Here is an 18,479-nt window from a genome sequence, read left to right on the forward strand (position 1 = left end):
CCCCATCGGGTCCGCACCCGCCCGGTGTCCCGCCCCGGCAGCTCCTGATGCGGCCTGGTCCGACTGTCGTGGCGCGCGGTCCGCTTGGCGCAGGTGACTGGAACTCCCCAGGGGCGCGGGGAACTGCGCGGCCAGCCCCATCGGGTCCGCACCCGCCCGGTGTCCCGCCCCGGCAGCTCCTGATGCGGCCTGGTCCGACTGTCGTGGCGCGCGGTCCGCTTGGCGCAGGTGGCTGCAGCTCCCCGGGGGCGCGGGGAACTGCGCGACCGGCCACATCGGGTCCGCACCCGCCCGACCCCAGCGAGGCACCCCCTACTCGGCACCCCCACGCCGCCCCCGATCCCGGCGCCGCAGCAGAAGCAGGCCGCCCGCCACCGCCGTGATCCCCGCGGCCGCGGACCAGCCGATGATGTCGTCGGAACCGGTGGCCGCGAGGTCCTGGGCGCCGGTGGCGGGGGACGCCGTACCCCCGGTCCGGGGTCGCGCACCGGAGTCCGAGGGAGCGCTCGCACCCGCCGCCGGGACAGGAGAGGCCCCCGTGTCCGCCACCCGGTCCCGCGTGAACGCCAGTGTGCCGAAGCCCAGTTGGTCGTAGCCCCCGCTGTTGGGGCCGTAGTCCCCACCGCCCCCCTCCGGCGAGGACTTGGCCGCGATCCGGGTGACGTACGACGCCGGGAGCCCCCGGCGTTTCGTGTAGTGGTTGGCGATCATCGCCCAGACGGGGCGGGTCATCACGGGGTCGACGCCGGCCGCCGCGGACGCCGTCTCCCTCCCGGACCAGCCCCCGATCGCACCCTTCGCGCGGGTGTTCGCGGTGTAGGAGACCTCCCCTCCCATGCTCCACTTCGCCACGTACTGGGCCCCCTTGAGGAACCGGCTGTCGTCGTAGCCGTACAGGTCGTACCCCTGGTTCCACGCCATCTCGCAGAACGTGCCCATCAGCCCGACGCCGAGGAGCGCGTGCCCCTGGTCACGGCCGGCCTCCAGCCATTCGGCGAGGCCGTCGCCGGACACGACGGGGATGGCGTGCCTGATCGCGCCGAGGCCGTCGCCGTGCTTGAAGTAGTCGACCGCGCGGGCGACTTGGGCCTTGTCGTCGCAGAAGATGCCGGTGGCCAGGACGCACGCCATGGCGCACAGGTCCCAGTTGGTCCAGTAGTTGGTGACGACGGCACCGTTGTGCCGGACCAGGAAGTCGTCGCTGAGCGGGGCGAAGACCTTGGTGAGCATGTCCTGGAAGCGGGAGAGGTCGAAGTCGGGGTGGTCGCGGACGAGTTCGGCGGCGTTGGCGAACTGGTAGCCGTAGAGTCCCGCGGCGAGGAAACGGTCCGCGGTGCCCTCGACGGAAGTCAGCTTCCCCGACCAGGCGTTGAGGATCGCCACGGCTGTGTCGGCGTGCGCGCTGTCACCGCTGACGTGGTACCGGAGGGCGTTCTGGTAGGCGGCGTGGATGTCGTTGTAGAGGGTCGCGTAGTTCTGCGGACTGCCCGCACCCCGGTACACCGTCGCCTGCGGTTTGGGCGTCCAGCCGCTCTGCGCATGGCGGTTGGCGGTCAGCTTGGCGAAACCGGCCGTGTAGGGCGCGGCGCCCGCCTTCACCTTGGCGGCCATCCGGGCGAGGTCGGCCCCGGTGTGCAGCAGGCCCGGGTGCGCGAAGGCGGAGTCGGCGGCGACGGCGGTGGCCGGCAGGGCCGTCGCGGCGGTCACCGCGACACCCGCGGCTCCCGTCGCCTTGAGCATGCTGCGGCGGCTGATCTGAGAAGTCACGAACGTCATTCCTCGCGTGCCGGTGGCTGGGGACGCTCAGGAGACGCGAGGGTGGAGGCGGCGATAACAGAAAAGGCACCGATGACAGCAGCGATGACAGCAGAGGAGCCCTGCCCATGAGCATCCGCAGGATCATGCCCGACATCCACGTCGAGTCGGGGGAGGCCCTGACCGCCAACCGTGACTTCTACGGCCTGCTCGGCTTCGAGGAGGTCATGGACATGGGGTGGGTCGTGACGCTGGCGTCGCCCGCCAACCCGACTGCCCAGATCAGCTTCCTCACCGAGGAGCGCACCGCGCCCGTCGTCCCCGACCTGAGCGTGGAGGTCGAGGACGTCGACGCCGTGTACGCGCAGGTCGTGGCGTCGGGCGCGGAGGTCGTACGGGAGCTGCGGGACGAGGAGTGGGGCGTACGGCGCTTCTTCGTACGGGATCCGAACGGCCGGGTGGTGAACGTACTGACCCACCGGGCCGGGGCAGGGGGAGCTCGGTGACCGCTCAGGCGTTGCGGTCCGCCACCGCCCAGGACGCCAGGGCCACCGCGCCCGCCACGCCGAACACCGCGGGCCACGCGCCCACCTTCTTGGCCAGCGGGTGGGATCCGGCGAAGGCGGCCACGTACGCGGCCGACAGTGCCCCGGCGGCCTTCCCACCGGCCAGCTCCCGCCACTGCTGGGCCGCCGCGGCCCCGGCGACGGCCAGCACCGCCCCGCCCAGCTGCCGCTTCTTCGTCCAGCGGGCCACGCCGTACCCGCCGACGAGCCCGCCCGCCGCGACCAGCGCGCTGGGAACCTTCGCCATGTCTGCCTCCTGACGTCATGATCGGCGCGGTCGGGATCGACCCCGCCGACGGTCCGAGGCTAACTCCGCGCCGGTGCCGACAACCGAACCTGAGTCGGGGCTTGTCAAGTTTCCTGGCTTCGAGCTATATAAGAAGGCGTAGGGCATCGCACCGCAGAGTCTGTGGAAAGGAGATGGACTGTGATGCTCATGCGTACCGACCCCTTCCGTGAGTTCGACCGGCTCGCGCAGCAGGTTCTCGGTTCCACCGCTCGTCCCGCCGCGATGGCGATGGACGCGTACCGGTCGGGGGACGACTTCGTCGTCCACTTCGACCTCCCCGGTGTCGACCCCGAGACGATCGACCTGGACGTCGAACGCAACGTCCTGAACATCCGCGCCGAGCGCCGCGTCCCCGCCCCCGAGGGCGCGGAGATGATCGTCGCCGAGCGCCCCACGGGCTCCTTCACCCGTCAGCTCTTCCTCGGCGACACCCTCGACACGGAACGCATCGACGCCTCGTACGACGCCGGTGTCCTCACCCTGCGCATCCCCGTGGCCGAGCAGGCCAAGCCGCGCCGCATCCAGATCACCGGCGGCGACAGCGGCCGCAGGCAGATCAGCCGCTGACCCCGCCGGTCCCAAGAACGCACAACGCACACAAGGCTCAGGAACGTACAACTCAGTCGCGCCCCGCGAGCCGGCACGTCCGCCCGTGGGGCGCAATGAACGACCCAGGAGAACCCGTACATGAGCGCACTCAGCGCGGAACGAGCGACCGGCACGACACGGTGGAGCGACCTCGTCGACGCCGTGCGGGATGCCGGACAGTACGCGACCACGGCGGAGGCGGAACAGGTCGTCCGCGTCGTCCTGCCCGCGCTCGGCGGCCACGTCACGGGCGACGAACGTGTCGACCTCGCCCGGGCCCTGCCCGAGGAGGCCGCCAGGCTTGTCGCCTCCCGGATTCCGCTCACCAGGCCCCTGACGGCACCGGAGTTCGTGGACGCGGTGGCCGGCCGTATCGAGGGCGCGACCCCGGCGACGGCCCGCTGGCACGTCAGCTCGGTCCTGAGCGTGCTGCCGGAGCTGGTGGGCGACGAGCTCGTGGACCGAGTTCTGGCCCAACTGCCGTCCGGTTACGCCCTGTTGTTCGGCAAGGCGGAACTGGTCCCCGCGGGCTGACCGCCCGCAGTACCCGTAGTACCCGCCGTACCTAGGGGGCCTCGCCCTCGCGTGCCCCGGCGCGCAGCCGCAGCTCCGTCACATACGCGGAGGCGACGGCACAGCCGACTGCGGCGAGGGCGGAGCCCACGGCGACGGGATTGACGTACCCGGGGATCCTCCCGGCCGATAGCTGCCGCCGCCCGTCATCTCGCAGTCGAAGGAGAGCGGGAGGAAACTCACCGAGTAGTCGATGACCTGGATGACCTGCTGGTTCCCACGGCATGGGGGCAGCGGCGCGGAGTTCGCGCCGCCGTCCTCCGCCTCCAGGACCGCGCCGATGAGATGCAGCAGCCCCCATGTGTACACGGCGAGCGCCACGAGCCCCGCCAGCGTGGCGAACACCCGCAGCGGCCGAATCAGCGACGACATCCCGGCCCCCTGACCGCTCGTTCCCGGTCCGCCGAGTTCAGCAGTACGGAAGGCGAACTGCTGTGGCGGAGCCCACAGTTCCGGCAACAGGGCTGTCACAGAGGCCACTTCAGAGGCCGCCCCAGAGGCCGTCCTGGACCGGGCGCGGAAAACGGCTGGCGCCGACGGCGCGGGCGGGCGAGTCTTCCCTCACGTACGCAACCGAAGCGAGGGGGCAGGGAAGGTGAAGCGCCTCACCACCGGCGACGGCACCCGCGTCGCCTACCGCGACCGTCCCGGCTCCGTCTCCGCCACCGGCCCGGAACCTCGCCCGTCCGTGCTGCTCCTGCACGGCCTCGCGGGCCACCTGGGCGAATGGGACGACCTGGCGGGGCGGTTGCAGTCGGCCGGACACCGCGTGGTGGCGTTCGACGCCCGCGGTCACGGTGAGAGCACCCGTCGCCCGGCGTCGGTGACCCGTGCCGCCCATGTCGAGGACGCCGTGACCCTGCTGCGGGAACTCGATCTCGCCCCCGCGATCCTCGTCGGCCAGTCCCTGGGCGGCCATACGGCCCTGCTGCTCGCGGCGGACCACCCCGAACTGGTGCGATCGCTCGTCCTGGTCGAGGCGGGCCCGGCCCGCCCGAACCCGGAGCTGCCCCGCGAGATCGCGGGCTGGCTGGACAGCTGGCCGGTCCCCTTCGCGTCCCTGGAGGAGGCACGGGCCTTCCTCGGACACGAGGCATGGGCGCGGGGGCTGGAGAAGCGGCCGGACGGCCTTCGTCCACGCTTCGACCGTGACACCCTGGTCAGGACGATGACGGAACTGGCCGCCGCGGACGGCTACTGGTCTCACTGGTCGCGGGTACGCTGCCCCACCCTCCTCGTGCGCGGCGCGTCCGGCACCATGCGCGCCGACGAGGCGGCCGAGATGTCGGCCAGGCGCCCGGACACCCGTACGGCCGTCGTCCCGGGCGCCGGGCACGACGTACACCTGGACCGGCCGGAGCTGCTCCACACGGAGATCGAGCAGTTCCTGGCCGACGAGCCGACGCGTGATGAGCCGACGAGCCGATGACCCGACGAGCGCGATGAGCCGACGAGCGTGATGAGGAGGGGCCGGTGACATACGTCTTCCTGGAGACCGGACGGCTGGGGTTGCGGGCGTTCACCGAGGCCGACGCCGGGCATCTCGTGGCCCTGGACGGCGACCCCGAGGTCATGCGCTTCCTCACCGGCGGGGTGCCGACACCCCCCGAGACCATCCGCACCCGCACCCTGCCCCGCCTCCTCCACGACCACCCGGGCCTCGGCACCCGCGGCTACTGGGCGGCCGAGGAGAGGCCCACCGGCACCTTCCTCGGCTGGTTCGAGTTCCGCCCCCTCGACGACGACGGCCCGGCCGTCGTCGAACTGGGCTACCGCCTGAACCGGGCCGCCTGGGGCCGGGGTTACGCCACGGAGGGCTCCCGCGCCCTCGTCGACAAGGGCTTCACCGACCTCGGCGTCGAACGCGTCACCGCCACCACCATGACCGTCAACCAGCGCTCGCGCCGCGTGATGGAGAAGTCCGGCCTGACCTTCCTCCGCACCTTCCACGGTGACTGGCCGGAGCCGGTCGAGGGCTCCGAGCAGGGAGAGGTGGAGTACGAACTCACCCGGGCGGACTGGGAACGACGCCGACGCGAGCAGCCATGAGCACCGGCCGCCCGCTCCTCTACCTCGACGTCGACGGCCCGCTCAACCCGTACGCCGCCAAGCCGCATCGCCGCCCCGAGGGTTACACCACCCACCGTATGAAGCCCGAGGGGTGGATCGCCCAGCACCCCGGCCTGCCCCGGTCCGCCGTCAGGCCCCTGCGGGTCTGGCTCAACCCCGATCACGGGCGCGCACTGCTGGCCCTGGCGGACCGCTTCGACCTCGTCTGGGCGACCACGTGGCGCCACGAGGCGAACACCTGCATCGCCCCCGTCCTGGGCCTCCCGGTCCTCCCCGTCGTCGACTGGCCCGCGACCCTCACCCCCGGCCCGAACGGCACCTTCTGGAAGACCCGCCACCTCGTCACCCACGCCGCCGGGCGCCCCTTCGTCTGGCTGGACGACGAACTCGACGACAGGGACCGGCAATTCGTCGCCGACCACCATGACGGCCGGGCTCTCCTGCGTCGGGTCGATCCCCGAGTCGGCCTGCGCGCCCCCGATTTCGACGCGGTCGCGGAGTTCGCCAGCGACCTGTGACGGCGAGTTCATGACGTAGCTGATGGTGCAGGAGACCTTGGCCGGAGTCGATCCCGACCACTCGTAACAGGTCTTCACATGGTCGGCTCCATGGATTCGTCGACGGGCCACTCAATTCGACAACGACCGCTGCCCTCCACAGGGCGGAAGCGAGCCCCTGCCGGAGCGCCCCCTCACACCTCGTCGAGCAGTGACGCGAGGCCGTGGTCGAGGTCCGGGCCCAGGTCCTCGGCGCCCGGCTCGACGACGTCGTACGAGCGCAGCAGGAAGCGGCGGAGGGTGGCCGTGCCGAAGCGGATCACGGCGAGGCCCAGCGGGGAGCGGAACTCGATGACGGTCCGGGCCCATCCGTACGGCCGGATCCGTACGTCCCCCTCCCCGGCGGGCGCCCCGAGCCCCTCCTCCAGCAGTGCCCGTCCGAACATCCACGTCACGCCCTCGCCGTCGGCCGAGACATGCGCGGGGAAGTCGATGTGCACGGCGAACGGCTCGGCGGAGCTGTAGCGCAGCGTGGGCCGCACCAGGAGTTCCGGGTGGTCGGCGGTGATCAGGCGGGCGCGGACGGTCTGTCTCAGGGTGGTGGGGTGCATGAGCGGGGGTCTCCGTCTCTGGTGTCTATATGGGTCGCTTGCCCTGTCGAGCCGCGGAAGTGCCCACTGATTACGCCGGGGCGGAGTTCGCGCCTGTGATCTGAATCACGGCCGGAACTGAATGATTGAAAGTTTTGTCATCTACGCTGACAAACCCTTCCGCGCCCCGCCCGCCGGGAACTGGAGCGTTCCTGCATGACAGACCGACCGGCCAGAGTGCCCGCTCAGGCGTCCCCTTCCACGACCGCCGCGTACGTGCGGATCTACGAGGAGGAGCAGCCGCGCCTCGTCGCGTACGCCCGCTCGCTCACCCGCAACACCTGGGCGGCCGAGGACCTCGTCGCCGAGGCGCACTTCCGCGTGTGGCGGCGGTTGTCCGCGGGGCACGAGATCGACAACGTCCCGGCGTACCTGATGACGACCGTCCGGCACCTCGCGTCCTCCGTCGCGAGCGCCACGCACGAGACCCCGCGGGATCCGCAGGTCCCGGAGCAGGCGTCCGCCGGGCAGGTGGCCGACCCGGCCGAACAGGTCTCCGCCACCGACCTGTTGGTGCGGGTCCTCGGCGAACTCCCCGAACGCTGGGTGCGGGCCCTGTGGCTCGCCGACGCCGAGGGCCAGCCGCTGGAGACGGTCGGCCGGCAGATCGGCGCCAAGCAGGGCGCGACGGCCGTACTGCTGCACCGCGCGCGCGAAGGCATGCGCCAGGCGTTCCTGCGCTCGCAGACCGCGGCCCCCGACGATCCCGCGTGCGAGGTCCACTGGGTCCGCATGCCGGCCTACGTCCGCGGCAACGCGACCCCCCGCCAGTCCGAACGCCTCCTCGCCCACGTCGACGCCTGCGACGAGTGCCGCGGGCGCCTCGCCGTCCTGGTCCGCGCCAACAACCGACTGCCCGCGCTCGCGGGGCCCGCGCTGCTGGTGTTCGCGGTGGGGGGCGGCGGCACGGGGAAGTTCTTGGCGTCGCTCGTGGCGGGGTCCGCGGGGTCCGCGGGATCCGTTCCGGTGACCGCGCCGGGTCTTCTCCGTACGGCCCGTGCGGCGGGCCCGAAGACCAAGGCCGCCGTCGCCTCGGGTACGGCGGTTGCGGCGGCGGTCGCGGTCGTGCTGGTGCTCGGCGTGAACCAGTCTCCCGCGACGGTGACTTCACCGGGGAGGGCGCCGGTGGCGCGGGGGCCGGTGGCGGCGCCGTCCGCGGGGGCGGTGGGGGACGTGCCGGGAGGTTCCCGGCCGGTTGACGTCGAGGCTGAGCGGGGTCGGGCTCGCGGCGGGGCGGGCGCTGGTGCGGGGGGTGGACAGCCGGCGCTGCGTGTTCAGGACGCCGGGGGGTCTGGAGGTTCTGCCGACTCCACTGTTTCCGGCACCAGTCCGGGGGGTTCGAGCGGGTCGGACGGCTCGGACAGCGGGGACGGCTCGGGCGGCGGGGATGTCGTGGGCACCCCGGAGACACCGGAGCCACGGGAGCAGCCTGCGCCGGAGGTGCCGGAGCCGGGCCCGAGCCCTGTGGAGCCTGCGCCGGAGGTGCCGGAGCCGGGCCCGAGCCCTGTGGAGCCTGCGCCGGAGGTGCCGGAGCCGGGCCCGAGCCCGGTGGAGCCTGCGCCGGAGGTGCCGGAGCCGGGCCCGAGCCCTGTGGAGCCTGCGCCGGGGGGCGAGGAGCCGGAACCGCCCGCGGAACCGCCCTCCGAGCCGGAGCCCGCGCCGAAGCCGCCGACTCCGCCGAAGGAGCATCAGCCCGAGCCCAAGCCCGAGAAGCCGAAGCCCGGCGCACCGGGGAAGGACACGCCCGTACCGGAGCCCGGGACCCCCACCCCCGCCGATCCCCCGCCCGCCGATCCCGCACCTGTTGAGGAGACACCGGCCCCGCCGACGTACTCGGAGCCCCCGGCGGCACCCGACCCCCCGGCGGCACCCGACCCCCCGGCCGCACCCCCTGAGACCCCGGAACCCCCTGTCACGCCACCGCCTCCCACCACGGGCGACGACTGCGGACACCACGGCTCCGAACCGCTCGACCCGGGCACGGCCCAGGTCCCGTCCCGGCGCCCGGACACACCCCCGCGGCCCCGCTCCGAGGAGACCGGCTCCTACGCCGGGGCGGCCCGCGGGATCAGCTGAGAGCTCAGTGCTGGTACGGCTGCTGCGGGGCCTGGCCGCCGTACACCTGTCCGCCCTGCCCACCGGCGGCGGCCTGCGCCTGCAACCGCTCCGCGTCCTCCGCGCTCACCTTGTTCTCCGCACCGCAGAAGGTGCACTGCGTCGCGTACTTGGTGGAGATCGGGAACAGCGGCACGAAGAACAGCGTGAACTTCGTGACGCGCTTGCGCAGGGTGTGCGCGGCCGGGTTCCCGCAGGCCCCGCACACCAGGGTGAGTATCGCGAGCTGGTACAGGTACCCCTTGGTGCCGAAGAGGATGAACATGGTGCCGCCTTCCGGGATCGGTGCTTGAGAGGCAGTATCCCCGCACCGGGCGCCCGCACCCAGCGGTGATGTGTGCCCAGCCGTCCGCGCTCCGCTGCGCGGTCGGTGTCGAATGAGCGGGCTCCCGATCGACGCGAGAGTGAAGGAAGCACACCCAGGCCCCCAGGAGCACCCCGTCATGACCGTAACCGCGGATCTGGCCATCTCCCTCGACGGCTGCATCGCCGGCACCGACGTCACCCTCGACAATCCCGGCGGCAACGGCGCCGAACCCCTCTTCGAGTGGATCCACAACCTGGCGAGCTGGCGCGAACGCCAGGGCATGACCGGCGGCGAGGAGAACCGCGACTCCGAGCTGATGCGGGAGTGGTTCGACGCGACCGGGGCGGTGGTGATGGGCCGCACGATGTACGACACGGGCGAGTCCTTCTGGGGCGAGAACCCACCCTTCCGCACCCCCGTCTTCGTCCTGACCCACCGACCTCGCCCCACCCTGGTCAAGCAGGGCGGGACGACCTTCACCTTCGTCACCGAGGGCATCCACAGCGCACTCGCCCAGGCCCGGGAGGCGGCAGGCGACGGGAACGTGGACATCGCGGGCGGGGCGAGGACGGTACGGCAGTACCTGCGGGAGGGCCTCATCGACGAGCTGCAGCTGCATGTGGTGCCGGCGTTGCTGGGCGGCGGGCTGCGGCTGTTCGAGGGTGCGGGCGCGCGGCGCCTCGCGCAGATCAGAGTCGTGGACACACCGCTGGCCACCCACCTGAAGTACCGCCTCGGGAAGTGACCTGCCCGGACCAGGGCTCGATTCAGGACTCCAGGCGGCGCAGCGACTCCATGGCCTCACGTTCGATACGTGACAACTCACCGAGGACGGCGCCCGCCCGTACGAGGAACTGCTCGTCCCCCGACTCACCGGCCTCGGTGATCAGCGCCGCGACCTCCGTCCACAGGGCGGCCGCCTCGGCGTACAGCCGGTGTCCGGAGCGCAGGTGATCACTGTCGACGAACTCGCCGCACTCCGCGAGGAAGTCCCGGTAGAGGTTGCGGAACAGGGCGCCGCCCGTACCGGCCTTCTCCATCAGCAGGGCGGCCTGCGGCAGGTCCCGCCGCGGATCGTCGCTCCGCCGCAACCAGGTGGGCACCAACTTGCCGCTCTTCTCGATGCCACGGTGACCCAGGTTGGCGATGGGCGGATTGAGAAAGACGTCCGCGCACCCGGTGATGGCGGGAACGATCCTGTCGTGAACGGCGCGCAGGTCCTGGGGAGCGGTGAGGGTGAAGGACCGATGCCTGGCGGTCATGGGCCCACGCGCGGCCCGAGCCTCGGCAAGGCTGCCCAGACCGGTGGTCACCGCCCCACCCTGCTGCTCGGTGTCGACGAGGTGGGCGAGCCGGTCGTCGTACCCGTACATCGCGACGACATGACCACCGAAGTGCACCTTCGACCCGAAGTAGTCCAGGTGATAACTGTCGAGCTGCAGCCCCACGGGCCGCCCGGCATCAATGACCTCCACCACGTTCGCCCAGCCCTTGCGGGGCGAGGCGGTCTCCCGCACGTCGAGCTCCAGCCCCAGCGTGTCGGCCAAATTCCTGGTGAGCTCGAACGGCTTGACCCGCCCCCCGAGGAAGGGAAACCCCATGCTCTTGCTGTCCCAGTAAACGAAGGACAGGCCCCGGCCCAGGCCGAAGAGCATGGGTTCGGAGAGATCGAGTCCTTGGTGGCGCAGGAGTACGCCGAGGGTCGTGGTCTCGCAGTGCTGCATCCCGCGGGCGTCGATGCCGCTTACGGTGGTCACGCCATGCCTTCCTGGTCGGAGGTGGTCGGCCGGGCCATGATTCCTCTGTGCGTGCTGGGACATGACTACTACGCCCAGGGAGGCCCTCCGTGCCCCACCCGGACAGCCAGCTCCCCTACTGGAACGCCGCCGCAGGGACGAAGACGTTCACCCACCCACTCCACCTGCCCTGGCTCACCGACCTCGACAGGCACGCAGCGATCCTGGACTACGGGTGCGGATACGGCCGCGTCATGGCTGACCTCGCACAGTACGGCTTCGGCAATCTCACAGGCGTGGACACGTCCCCGGCGATGATCATCCGAGCCCGGCGCCAACACCCCACCATGGCCTTCGCGACCCTCTCCACTCCACCGGCAACACCCCACCCCGACGCATCCTTCGACGCGGCCTTGCTCTTCGCCGTTCTGACCTGCATCCCCGATGCCACAGCCCAACACCGCCTGATCGCCGAGCTGCACCGCGTCCTGAAACCGGGCGGCACCCTTTACCTCAGCGACCTCCTGCTCCAGCCCGACGAACGCAACCGTCTCCGCTACGAGCGGGATGCCGACGTGTACGGCGTCTACGGAGTGTTCAAGACGAGCGACGGGGCGATCTGCCGCCACCACTCCCGCGAATGGCTCTCGACCCTGCTCGCCGACTTCGAGATCACCGACAGCCGGGACATCACGGTGCCGACCATGAACGGGCATCCTGCGACAGGGATCCAGATCAAGGCGCGCAAGCCGTTGGCGGCATGATTACCCCTTGCGTCGAAGCAGCCAGAAACTTGAGCCATGACTCGGCCGAGACCGTGACCAGTGGGCCTTCGGGCTGCTTGGAATCGCGTACCAGAACGCCGACGGGTATGAAGGCGGTCTCGACGCACTCGGTGGCGTTTCCGCCGCTGTACGACGACTTGAACCAGGCAAGCCCGGAGGCGGATTGAGGGCGGACGGACATTCACAGCTCCCTGCGGGCGCGATGGATCATGGCGGAGGAGGCCTCCATGTCCAACGCTTGTGCGCGAAGGTACTCGAACGCAAGTCTGTATCGGTCCAGTTCTTCGTCCTTCTCCAAGAAGAGGGACCCGCTGTGGAAGTCGACGTACACGACGTCGAGGCCTGGCTCGGCGCCGCCGATGATGACGAAGCTTCCCAGAGCAGCAGCGTGTGCTCCTTTGGAGAAGGGCAGAACCTGGAGCGTGATGTGAGGCGACTCGTTGGCTTCGAGCAACCGGTCGAGCTGCTCCCTCATGGTCGCCGGCGACCCGACAAGACGGCGGATCACGGACTCGTCGAGGATGGCCCATAGGCGGGGAGGCTTCGGCCGGGAGAGGATCTGCTGCCGCTGCATTCGGATGTCGACGAGCCGCTCGATCTCCGCTGGTTCCAGCGGTACTTCGTTGGCCTTCTGCAGTGCGGTGCTGTAGGCGCGGGTCTGGAGGAGACCAGGGACGTAAACGCACGCGAAGTGGCTCTCGTGCACCGCCTCGTCTTCCAGGGTGAGCAGCAGGTTCATGCTCTCCGGGATGGAGTCGGCGAAGGAGCTCCACCAGCCTTGCTGCTTCGCATCCTTGGCTAGTCTCACAACCGCCGTACGCTCGGCCTCAGTTGCTCCGTACTCACGGCAAAGCGCGTCGATGACGATCCACTTGACGGGTCCGGCCTGGGTTTCGTACCTGCTCACGGTCGCTTTCGACACGCCGACGAGCTTTCCGGCCTCCTCAAGCGTCAGGCCCTTGCGGGCACGCAACTTGCGCATTGTCGCGCCCAGTTGACGACGCCGGGTTGTGGTGCGTTCGGGCATGCGGCTCCTCCGCCAAGTACCGGGTCGTCAGGCCCGGAGATTCTCATCAGGCTAGGCAGGGAGGAGCCGGACCCACCATGAGATTCACCCGATGGATTCTCGTGAGAAGTTACATGGTGAGACTTCTCTGTGCCATGCTCCCTTTCAGGCCGCTACACAGTGCAGTCGTACGAACACGACAGGTGCAGGATCTGTGTGGCTTGGGAGGGAGGAATGGCCATGCCTGGCTATGAGAGGTCCGAGCCCCATCTCCGCTGTGTCCTGCCGTTCGAGGCAGTGCCGTCGGAAGTGCGCCTTCTTCGGCAAGCCGCCGCCAAGCAGCTGAGCCGTTGGGGCGTGTCCGCAGCGACAGACGAGACAGAGCTGCTTGTCACAGAGCTGGCGACGAATGTCGTCAAACATGTCGGTGAAGGTGCAACGGCAACGCTGATTCTGGAGTGGAGAGGGGAGCGGCTGCGACTCGAAGTCCATGACAAGAGTCAGGCGGCACCCTCCGTCAGGTCGGTGGAGTGTGACGAGGAGTGTGGACGCGGCCTGCATCTGCTCTCGGCGCTGGCACTCGACTGGGGAACGGTGCTTACCGCAGCAGGCAAGGCTGTTTGGTGCGAGATTCCGATCAGTCCGGGACGTGCCTGTCGGCGTATCGAGCGAGCTGTGGAGGCGCTTGAGACGTATCAGGCGACCCGAGGCCAGGGAGCTGCTTTTGGCAGAGGATCGAGTGCGGGCCTGGACGAGTCAGCGGTAGAGCTGATTGCTGACCTGCTTCACTGGACCGCTGCTAGAGGCCATGATCCTGACGACGTTCTCGACCGAGCGCAGATGCACTACGAAGCCGAAGCGGCCGCAGCCTAGCCGTCGCACACCGCTCCCCGGGGCCGTAGGGAATGCTCCTCTTGGGGAGCATCCCTCTCTACGCGATCTCATCTGCTTCTCGCTTCGCACCTGTGCCAGGATGATCTCAGACTGTGATCAAGCGAGTTCAGGGGGAGCGAACATGGAGGATCCGGCACTGCTTAGGCGGTTCCACGCTTGGCTGCAGCCCGTGCCATCTCCGCAGGACACCGCTCGTCTCGTCTTCTTCCAGGACGCTCTGATCGTTCTGGACACCAATGTGTTGCTCAGCCTCTACGAGTACACGGCAGAGTCACGAGAGGAAGTTCTCGCAGCCTTGAGCCAGGTCTCGGGGCGCCTGTGGATGCCGTACCAAGTGGGCCTTGAATTTGTGCGTGGTCGGCGCAGTGTACTGGAGTCGCGTAAGCGGGTCCTCGGCGACGCTTCGAAGTCGGTCAACGCCAAGCTAACGGCCGCGTGCCAGGCGGTCATCGCGGCCAAGAACACCGTACGGGCTCAGCTGGAGAAATACGCGAGAGTTCCGGGTGAGATAGAGGCCCTGGAACAGTTGGTGAGCGAGGCGGCTGTCAGGGACCATCTCGCCGTGTACCACGATGCGTTCAAGGCCCATTTGGACATGCTGAAGAACGGGCACGACCTCACCCCAGTCAACGTCGATACAGCTGATCCGATCCTGCCTAGGGTGGCGGACCTCTACGGTGATCGCGTCGGTCATCAGCCTGATGATCAGCTACTCCAGCAACGACTGGATGAGGCTGTGGCGTTCCGGTTTCCCAACCAGATCCCACCGGGCTTCAAAGACTTCGGGAAGGCAACTCCGCTGAACGCAGCTGGTGACTTCCTGATATGGGAGGAAGTGATCGAGCAAGCTGCGCTTCTCCCGGATGGAAACCGCCGAGTTCTCTTCGTGTCCAACGACGTCAAGGAGGACTGGTACGACACTAGTAATGGTAAGCAGCGCCCTTGGCCTGCACTGTTGGACGAGATTCAGCGCCGGGCCGGCGCCGAGCTGCGACTTGAGACTCCGCCAGACTTCTACGCGGGCGTCGGTGAGTACCTGCACGCCGAGCTTGCCGAAGACACTTACGCAGAGATTCGGCGAGTATCCGAGACGTTCACCCCACCTGCACTAGACGACGGCACCGTGGTCTTAGCAAGGACGGCTGCGAAGCTTGCGCCACCTGGCGGCTTGCCGATCACTGCTTATCGGTCTGCTGGGCTAACCTCTCCGATTCTACGCAGCACGATGGAGTCGCTGGCGCCAGAGGATCGCCTAGCCCAGTGGTGGCTCATTGGCGTAACGGCACAGTTGCAGCGACGGGAAGTAACCGAGGGGGAGCCTCTGGTAGACATCGCTGCCGCCGTACGTGGCGGCGAGATGCCAGCACCAGACTGGAAGCCTGGCACGGTGTTGCCATCCGGGGAATGGATCCATCGGGAGTCGTCATGGATCGCGCCGTGGTTTCTCGATCTTCTGGGGTCTTCGCCGTCAGCCGATCGCGGCATTTTGAGCGCGCTGGCCTCCGAGCAAGCTGCTGAGAATCAACGCCCCACCACCTGACCGATCTTGCGGGATGGAGTCCCGCGACTGTTTGCGGGCGGACTGGATCGGCGTGGGGGCTTGTCGCCGCCCCCGCCCCCATGACAAGGAAGGGATTGCCATGCCTGCAGCGAACGATGAACAGCACCAGGTTTGGAAGAGCCTCAAGCCGAGTTCGGCCTATGCGGTGCGAGAGCTGAGGTCTGCCTTCGAGAGTGAGGACTCCACGCCGGACGACCTCATTGATGCCTACCTCTTCGCGAAGCGTCAACTTGCGCAGTCCATGCAGGCGTTGCTGCTCTCGCAACTGCCCGCAGAGTGCCCTGAGTTCGCGGAGCTGCGGACTCGCATCGAGGCGGAGATGAAGAACCGTTACGCCGACAGAATCCCAGAGCGTTTTCTCAAGGTCCCTTACGGCAGCAGTGTGCATGAACTCCTATTCATGCTCCTTCTGCAGGCTCTCGGGAAGCCAGTGGACAGTGACAGGCTCCGCATTGTGACAGGGGACAAGACTCACTCAGAGCGCCGTGCGAGGGAACTCCGCGAGCTGGGCTTCAACGTCACAACGTCTGTGGAGGATGGCACTCAGTTCTACACCCTGGCAGACCTGGAGATCGACTACACGAAAGTGCCGGAGCTCATAGCGAAAGTCATCCACAAATCGCAGGCTCTTGGGCAGGCTGAAAAGGACAAGCTGACGGCCAAGCTTTTCGAGTAACCCTTCAACTGCGGGACGGCTTCCTCGTTTAGTGACACCGCCCTGCGGCTAGCTGATTTTAGCCCGGTGAAGGGTGAACAGATCATGCCGCTGGTGATCGTCCTGGCCGATGAACGCCTTGAACTCGCCCAGGCTGTATGCGATGGCTCCGCTGGAACGAGGCGTCATCGCCACCGCGAAGTCGTGAGAGAGATGGTTCAGGCGTCGCTCGACATCCGGTTGCTCCAGGAGGGTGCCCTTCTTGGCGAGCTTCTCAATGATCTGGTCGACAGTGAGCGGGCGATCAAGGCCGCGGAGCAGCTTGTACACGGGGTCCAAGACTCGGTCAGTGTTCTCTACGAGGGTTTTACGCTCGCCCTCTTGGAGGATGGCCTTTCGGATGGCCACCCCGAGTGCCTTGGCAACTGGCGGGGGGAAGGCGTTGCCGATCTGTCGGTACACGGAGGTCTTACGTCCGTGGAACCGCCAGCGGAACTCGCCATGTGAGGCTGAGCCAATTCCTGTCGCCGGTTCGATGTCGTGCCAGCCCTGGATTCGAGCAACCATGGCGGTGGTGAGCTTGGGCCCTGGGACACCGTCCGGAGCGCGCCACCCCTTCTCGGGAGGGAAGTTGGCGACACCCATGGCATCTACGCCGAGGGCCGCCCACGCCCGCTTGGCCCGCGTGGGACCCAGGTCAGCACCACCGTGCTTTTTGGAGCCACCGACGATTGTCGGCGCGATGTCGTTGGCCTTCTTGACCCACTCGGCTACTTGATCTTTCTCCCAACCGTTGCTCGCCATAAGGTCTTCGAGAAGCTCCCCTACGCTGGGCGGCCCTTCCTCGTGGGGTGTCGGCCACTCAAAGTACTCCGCGAACTCCCGCTTCAGTGCAACCAATACAAAACGAGGCCGGAGCTGCGAGACACCAAATTCGTTAGCGTGGAGAAGCTTCCAGTCGCCGATATAACCGTACTCGTGCAGCCGGTCCAAGACATGCTGCCGGTAGGCAGTAAAGCGATTGGCGCTGAGGCCCCGCACATTTTCCAGTAGGAGCGCCTTCGGCTGGATTTCGCCGCAGAGTTCAACCGCCCATGCAAACAGATCGCGCTCATCGTTGGCGCCCAGCTGCTTACCCGCGATACTGAACGGCGGGCACGGCACACCGCCAGCGAGCAGATCGATTTCCTTGTGCTCCGTGGGCTTCCATGTGCTGGGGTCGGCAACGTCTCCAACAGCTACGGCGTCAGCTGCCTCCTCCTTGCTGTAGCCGAGGACTTCGTGCAGATTGCGGCGCAGCGTGATCGCGGCGTTCTCGTCGAGCTCTACTGCGACGCGGTGGCGAAATCCCGCCCGCTCCAAGCCGAGGGTCTGTCCTCCTGCACCTGCGCAGATCTCGACGACCTCGAGCTGCCTGTCGAGCTCCGACGCCGCCATTCGATCTCCTTTCAGGCGCGCCGACTAAGCCAGCGCGGTGCCGAGTTCTTGCGCTCGGCTCACTATCACAACAGGCTCCCGCTTGAACACAGATCCAGCAGCAGCACCCTAGTCGCCGGTCTCCGGAGACGTCACCTGATTGGGACGGCGTGCCAGGGACGGGCCTGTGAAGTCTACGGTGGCTCGCTGGTGCCCTTCGAACCCCATGCCCCCGTACGTTTCCCGGCTGCGGGGTGATCAGCCTCCGAACGCTGCCCGTACCTCGTCGCGGGCATCAGCTGGGAGTCGCCGATAGGCATTCCATGCCCGGTCCAGTGGCGTGGAACCCCGCCGCCCGCGCTCCATCCAACGCAGCAGCCGCTTCTGTTCGCCTGGGTCGAGAGCGCGAATATCAGCCATCGTTTCATCGGCTCGGGCGGGGCTGTCGTCACTGCCTGCTCGGCAGCGCTTGCATTCCGTGATGAGCAGGATCTGTTCCCTGCCATCTGGTAGCACGGTCTCGCGCCGGGTGACGGAAAGGACGGCCGTCTGGTTCGAGTCGTCCAGGTAGGCTTCGCCGCCCGAGATGCCGCAGATGCTGCACATGTAGTGATCGCGGGCCATGACTGCTTGCTTTTCCCTGTTGGAGATGGCCTTCTGCGGTGCAGCCGCGCGGCGGGCCGCGGGATCCCAGACAGGGACTCCTGCCTTGACGAAGCGCTGGTCCTCAGCCATCAGCCTTGCGTCGTCGGAGTTCGTGAAGAGGACCCAGCCGTAGTCGCGGAGATCGCGTATGCGCCGGTCAACTTGTGAGATCCCCGGGAAGGCCTCGCGGAGTTGCTCCTTGGTGAAGGTGTTCCCTTCGCCGATCACTTGGACGAGCCAGAGCGCTCCGCGAACCATGGTCCCTGCCTTGAGGTCAGGGTCGTTCCAGGCGGGCAGCGTCACCTTGTGCTCCGTTCTCCACGTGATCGAGACATCGATTGTGGGTCACGGGCACGCCTGCTGTCAGCTGG

The 18,479-nt window shown here is 68.3% G+C and carries 22 protein-coding genes; 12 read left to right on the forward strand and 10 right to left on the reverse strand.

The genetic code is table 11. The features are described 5' to 3' along the window. Positions 1 to 312: 312 nt before the first annotated feature. Positions 313 to 1,740, reverse strand: a complete 1,428-nt coding sequence (locus ABZT02_RS27785) for an alginate lyase family protein (RefSeq protein WP_356022102.1) — start codon at positions 1,738 to 1,740, stop codon at positions 313 to 315. Positions 1,741 to 1,883: 143 nt separating this feature from the next. Here ABZT02_RS27785 and ABZT02_RS27790 point away from each other — a divergent pair, with 143 nt between their 5' ends. Next, complete coding sequence (locus ABZT02_RS27790; RefSeq protein WP_356021904.1) at positions 1,884 to 2,261, forward strand: VOC family protein; 378 nt, start codon at positions 1,884 to 1,886, stop codon at positions 2,259 to 2,261. A gap of 4 nt (positions 2,262 to 2,265) precedes the next feature. Here the strand turns inward: ABZT02_RS27790 and ABZT02_RS27795 are convergent, their stop codons facing one another. Next, positions 2,266 to 2,568: a hypothetical protein gene (locus ABZT02_RS27795; protein WP_356021906.1), complete on the reverse strand. Its 303-nt coding sequence runs from the start codon at positions 2,566 to 2,568 to the stop codon at positions 2,266 to 2,268. Positions 2,569 to 2,751: 183 nt separating this feature from the next. Here ABZT02_RS27795 and ABZT02_RS27800 point away from each other — a divergent pair, with 183 nt between their 5' ends. Further along, positions 2,752 to 3,177, forward strand: coding sequence for an Hsp20/alpha crystallin family protein (locus tag ABZT02_RS27800; RefSeq protein WP_356021908.1), 426 nt, complete (start codon positions 2,752 to 2,754; stop codon positions 3,175 to 3,177). Positions 3,178 to 3,297: 120 nt separating this feature from the next. Continuing rightward, a complete protein-coding gene (locus ABZT02_RS27805) occupies positions 3,298 to 3,732 on the forward strand; it encodes a DUF2267 domain-containing protein (RefSeq protein ID WP_356021909.1) in 435 nt (144 codons plus the stop codon). Positions 3,733 to 3,810: 78 nt separating this feature from the next. Here ABZT02_RS27805 and ABZT02_RS27810 read toward each other — a convergent pair whose 3' ends face one another. Further along, complete coding sequence (locus ABZT02_RS27810; RefSeq protein ID WP_356021911.1) at positions 3,811 to 4,143, reverse strand: hypothetical protein; 333 nt, start codon at positions 4,141 to 4,143, stop codon at positions 3,811 to 3,813. A 223-nt stretch (positions 4,144 to 4,366) separates the two neighbouring features. Here ABZT02_RS27810 and ABZT02_RS27815 point away from each other — a divergent pair, with 223 nt between their 5' ends. From ABZT02_RS27815 to ABZT02_RS27825, 3 genes are read left to right on the forward strand one after another with little or no spacing between them, the layout of a single operon-like run. Beyond that, the gene (locus ABZT02_RS27815) at positions 4,367 to 5,200 is read left to right on the forward strand and encodes an alpha/beta hydrolase (protein ID WP_356021913.1); all 834 of its coding nucleotides are present in this window, start codon (positions 4,367 to 4,369) and stop codon (positions 5,198 to 5,200) included. Positions 5,201 to 5,244: 44 nt separating this feature from the next. After that, positions 5,245 to 5,820 (forward strand): GNAT family N-acetyltransferase, encoded by a 576-nt coding sequence (locus tag ABZT02_RS27820; protein ID WP_356021915.1) that lies wholly within the window; start codon positions 5,245 to 5,247, stop codon positions 5,818 to 5,820. Further along, on the forward strand, positions 5,817 to 6,359 hold the full coding sequence (locus ABZT02_RS27825; RefSeq protein ID WP_356021917.1) for an HAD domain-containing protein: 543 nt from the start codon (positions 5,817 to 5,819) through the stop codon (positions 6,357 to 6,359). The genes ABZT02_RS27820 and ABZT02_RS27825 overlap by 4 nt, the downstream gene beginning before the upstream one ends. 173 nt (positions 6,360 to 6,532) lie before the next feature. Here the strand turns inward: ABZT02_RS27825 and ABZT02_RS27830 are convergent, their stop codons facing one another. Next, entirely contained in the window at positions 6,533 to 6,949 is a 417-nt protein-coding gene (locus tag ABZT02_RS27830; protein ID WP_356021919.1) for an SsgA family sporulation/cell division regulator, read from the reverse strand. A 195-nt stretch (positions 6,950 to 7,144) separates the two neighbouring features. On the opposite strand from ABZT02_RS27830, the gene ABZT02_RS27835 reads away from it, so the two are divergent. After that, on the forward strand, positions 7,145 to 9,064 hold the full coding sequence (locus ABZT02_RS27835; RefSeq protein ID WP_356021921.1) for a sigma-70 family RNA polymerase sigma factor: 1,920 nt from the start codon (positions 7,145 to 7,147) through the stop codon (positions 9,062 to 9,064). 4 nt (positions 9,065 to 9,068) lie between these two features. Here the strand turns inward: ABZT02_RS27835 and ABZT02_RS27840 are convergent, their stop codons facing one another. After that, positions 9,069 to 9,368, reverse strand: coding sequence for a zinc-ribbon domain-containing protein (locus ABZT02_RS27840; RefSeq protein WP_356021923.1), 300 nt, complete (start codon positions 9,366 to 9,368; stop codon positions 9,069 to 9,071). Positions 9,369 to 9,546: 178 nt separating this feature from the next. Here ABZT02_RS27840 and ABZT02_RS27845 point away from each other — a divergent pair, with 178 nt between their 5' ends. Continuing rightward, positions 9,547 to 10,155 carry a dihydrofolate reductase family protein gene (locus tag ABZT02_RS27845; protein WP_356021925.1) on the forward strand — a complete coding sequence of 203 codons (609 nt, stop codon included), beginning with the start codon at positions 9,547 to 9,549 and terminating at the stop codon, positions 10,153 to 10,155. Positions 10,156 to 10,177: 22 nt separating this feature from the next. Here the strand turns inward: ABZT02_RS27845 and ABZT02_RS27850 are convergent, their stop codons facing one another. Further along, on the reverse strand, positions 10,178 to 11,167 hold the full coding sequence (locus ABZT02_RS27850) for a BtrH N-terminal domain-containing protein (RefSeq protein WP_356021927.1): 990 nt from the start codon (positions 11,165 to 11,167) through the stop codon (positions 10,178 to 10,180). A gap of 89 nt (positions 11,168 to 11,256) precedes the next feature. Between ABZT02_RS27850 and ABZT02_RS27855 the strand changes: the two genes are divergently transcribed. Then, on the forward strand, positions 11,257 to 11,910 hold the full coding sequence (locus tag ABZT02_RS27855; RefSeq protein ID WP_356021929.1) for a class I SAM-dependent methyltransferase: 654 nt from the start codon (positions 11,257 to 11,259) through the stop codon (positions 11,908 to 11,910). On the opposite strand, the gene ABZT02_RS27860 is transcribed toward ABZT02_RS27855, so the two are convergent. Together ABZT02_RS27860 and ABZT02_RS27865 are read right to left on the reverse strand one after the other, a co-directional pair. After that, positions 11,882 to 12,112, reverse strand: a complete 231-nt coding sequence (locus tag ABZT02_RS27860) for a DUF397 domain-containing protein (RefSeq protein WP_356021931.1) — start codon at positions 12,110 to 12,112, stop codon at positions 11,882 to 11,884. The genes ABZT02_RS27855 and ABZT02_RS27860 overlap by 29 nt on opposite strands. Further along, entirely contained in the window at positions 12,113 to 12,958 is an 846-nt protein-coding gene (locus ABZT02_RS27865) for a helix-turn-helix transcriptional regulator (protein ID WP_356021933.1), read from the reverse strand. A 219-nt stretch (positions 12,959 to 13,177) separates the two neighbouring features. On the opposite strand from ABZT02_RS27865, the gene ABZT02_RS27870 reads away from it, so the two are divergent. The 3 genes from ABZT02_RS27870 (at position 13,178) to ABZT02_RS27880 (ending at position 16,068) form a co-directional block, all read left to right on the forward strand. Further along, positions 13,178 to 13,810, forward strand: coding sequence for an ATP-binding protein (locus ABZT02_RS27870; protein WP_356021935.1), 633 nt, complete (start codon positions 13,178 to 13,180; stop codon positions 13,808 to 13,810). A 142-nt stretch (positions 13,811 to 13,952) separates the two neighbouring features. Continuing rightward, on the forward strand, positions 13,953 to 15,371 hold the full coding sequence (locus ABZT02_RS27875; RefSeq protein ID WP_356021937.1) for a PIN-like domain-containing protein: 1,419 nt from the start codon (positions 13,953 to 13,955) through the stop codon (positions 15,369 to 15,371). 100 nt (positions 15,372 to 15,471) lie between these two features. After that, positions 15,472 to 16,068 (forward strand): hypothetical protein, encoded by a 597-nt coding sequence (locus ABZT02_RS27880; protein ID WP_356021939.1) that lies wholly within the window; start codon positions 15,472 to 15,474, stop codon positions 16,066 to 16,068. A gap of 48 nt (positions 16,069 to 16,116) precedes the next feature. Here ABZT02_RS27880 and dcm read toward each other — a convergent pair whose 3' ends face one another. Together dcm and ABZT02_RS27890 are read right to left on the reverse strand one after the other, a co-directional pair. Then, entirely contained in the window at positions 16,117 to 17,484 is a 1,368-nt protein-coding gene (gene dcm, locus ABZT02_RS27885; RefSeq protein WP_356021941.1) for a DNA (cytosine-5-)-methyltransferase, read from the reverse strand. Between the two features lie 237 nt (positions 17,485 to 17,721). Further along, positions 17,722 to 18,411, reverse strand: coding sequence for a hypothetical protein (locus ABZT02_RS27890; RefSeq protein ID WP_356021943.1), 690 nt, complete (start codon positions 18,409 to 18,411; stop codon positions 17,722 to 17,724). Positions 18,412 to 18,479 lie beyond the last annotated feature (68 nt).

The organism is Streptomyces sp. NPDC005402, assembly GCF_040606575.1.
Classification (GTDB): domain Bacteria; phylum Actinomycetota; class Actinomycetes; order Streptomycetales; family Streptomycetaceae; genus Streptomyces.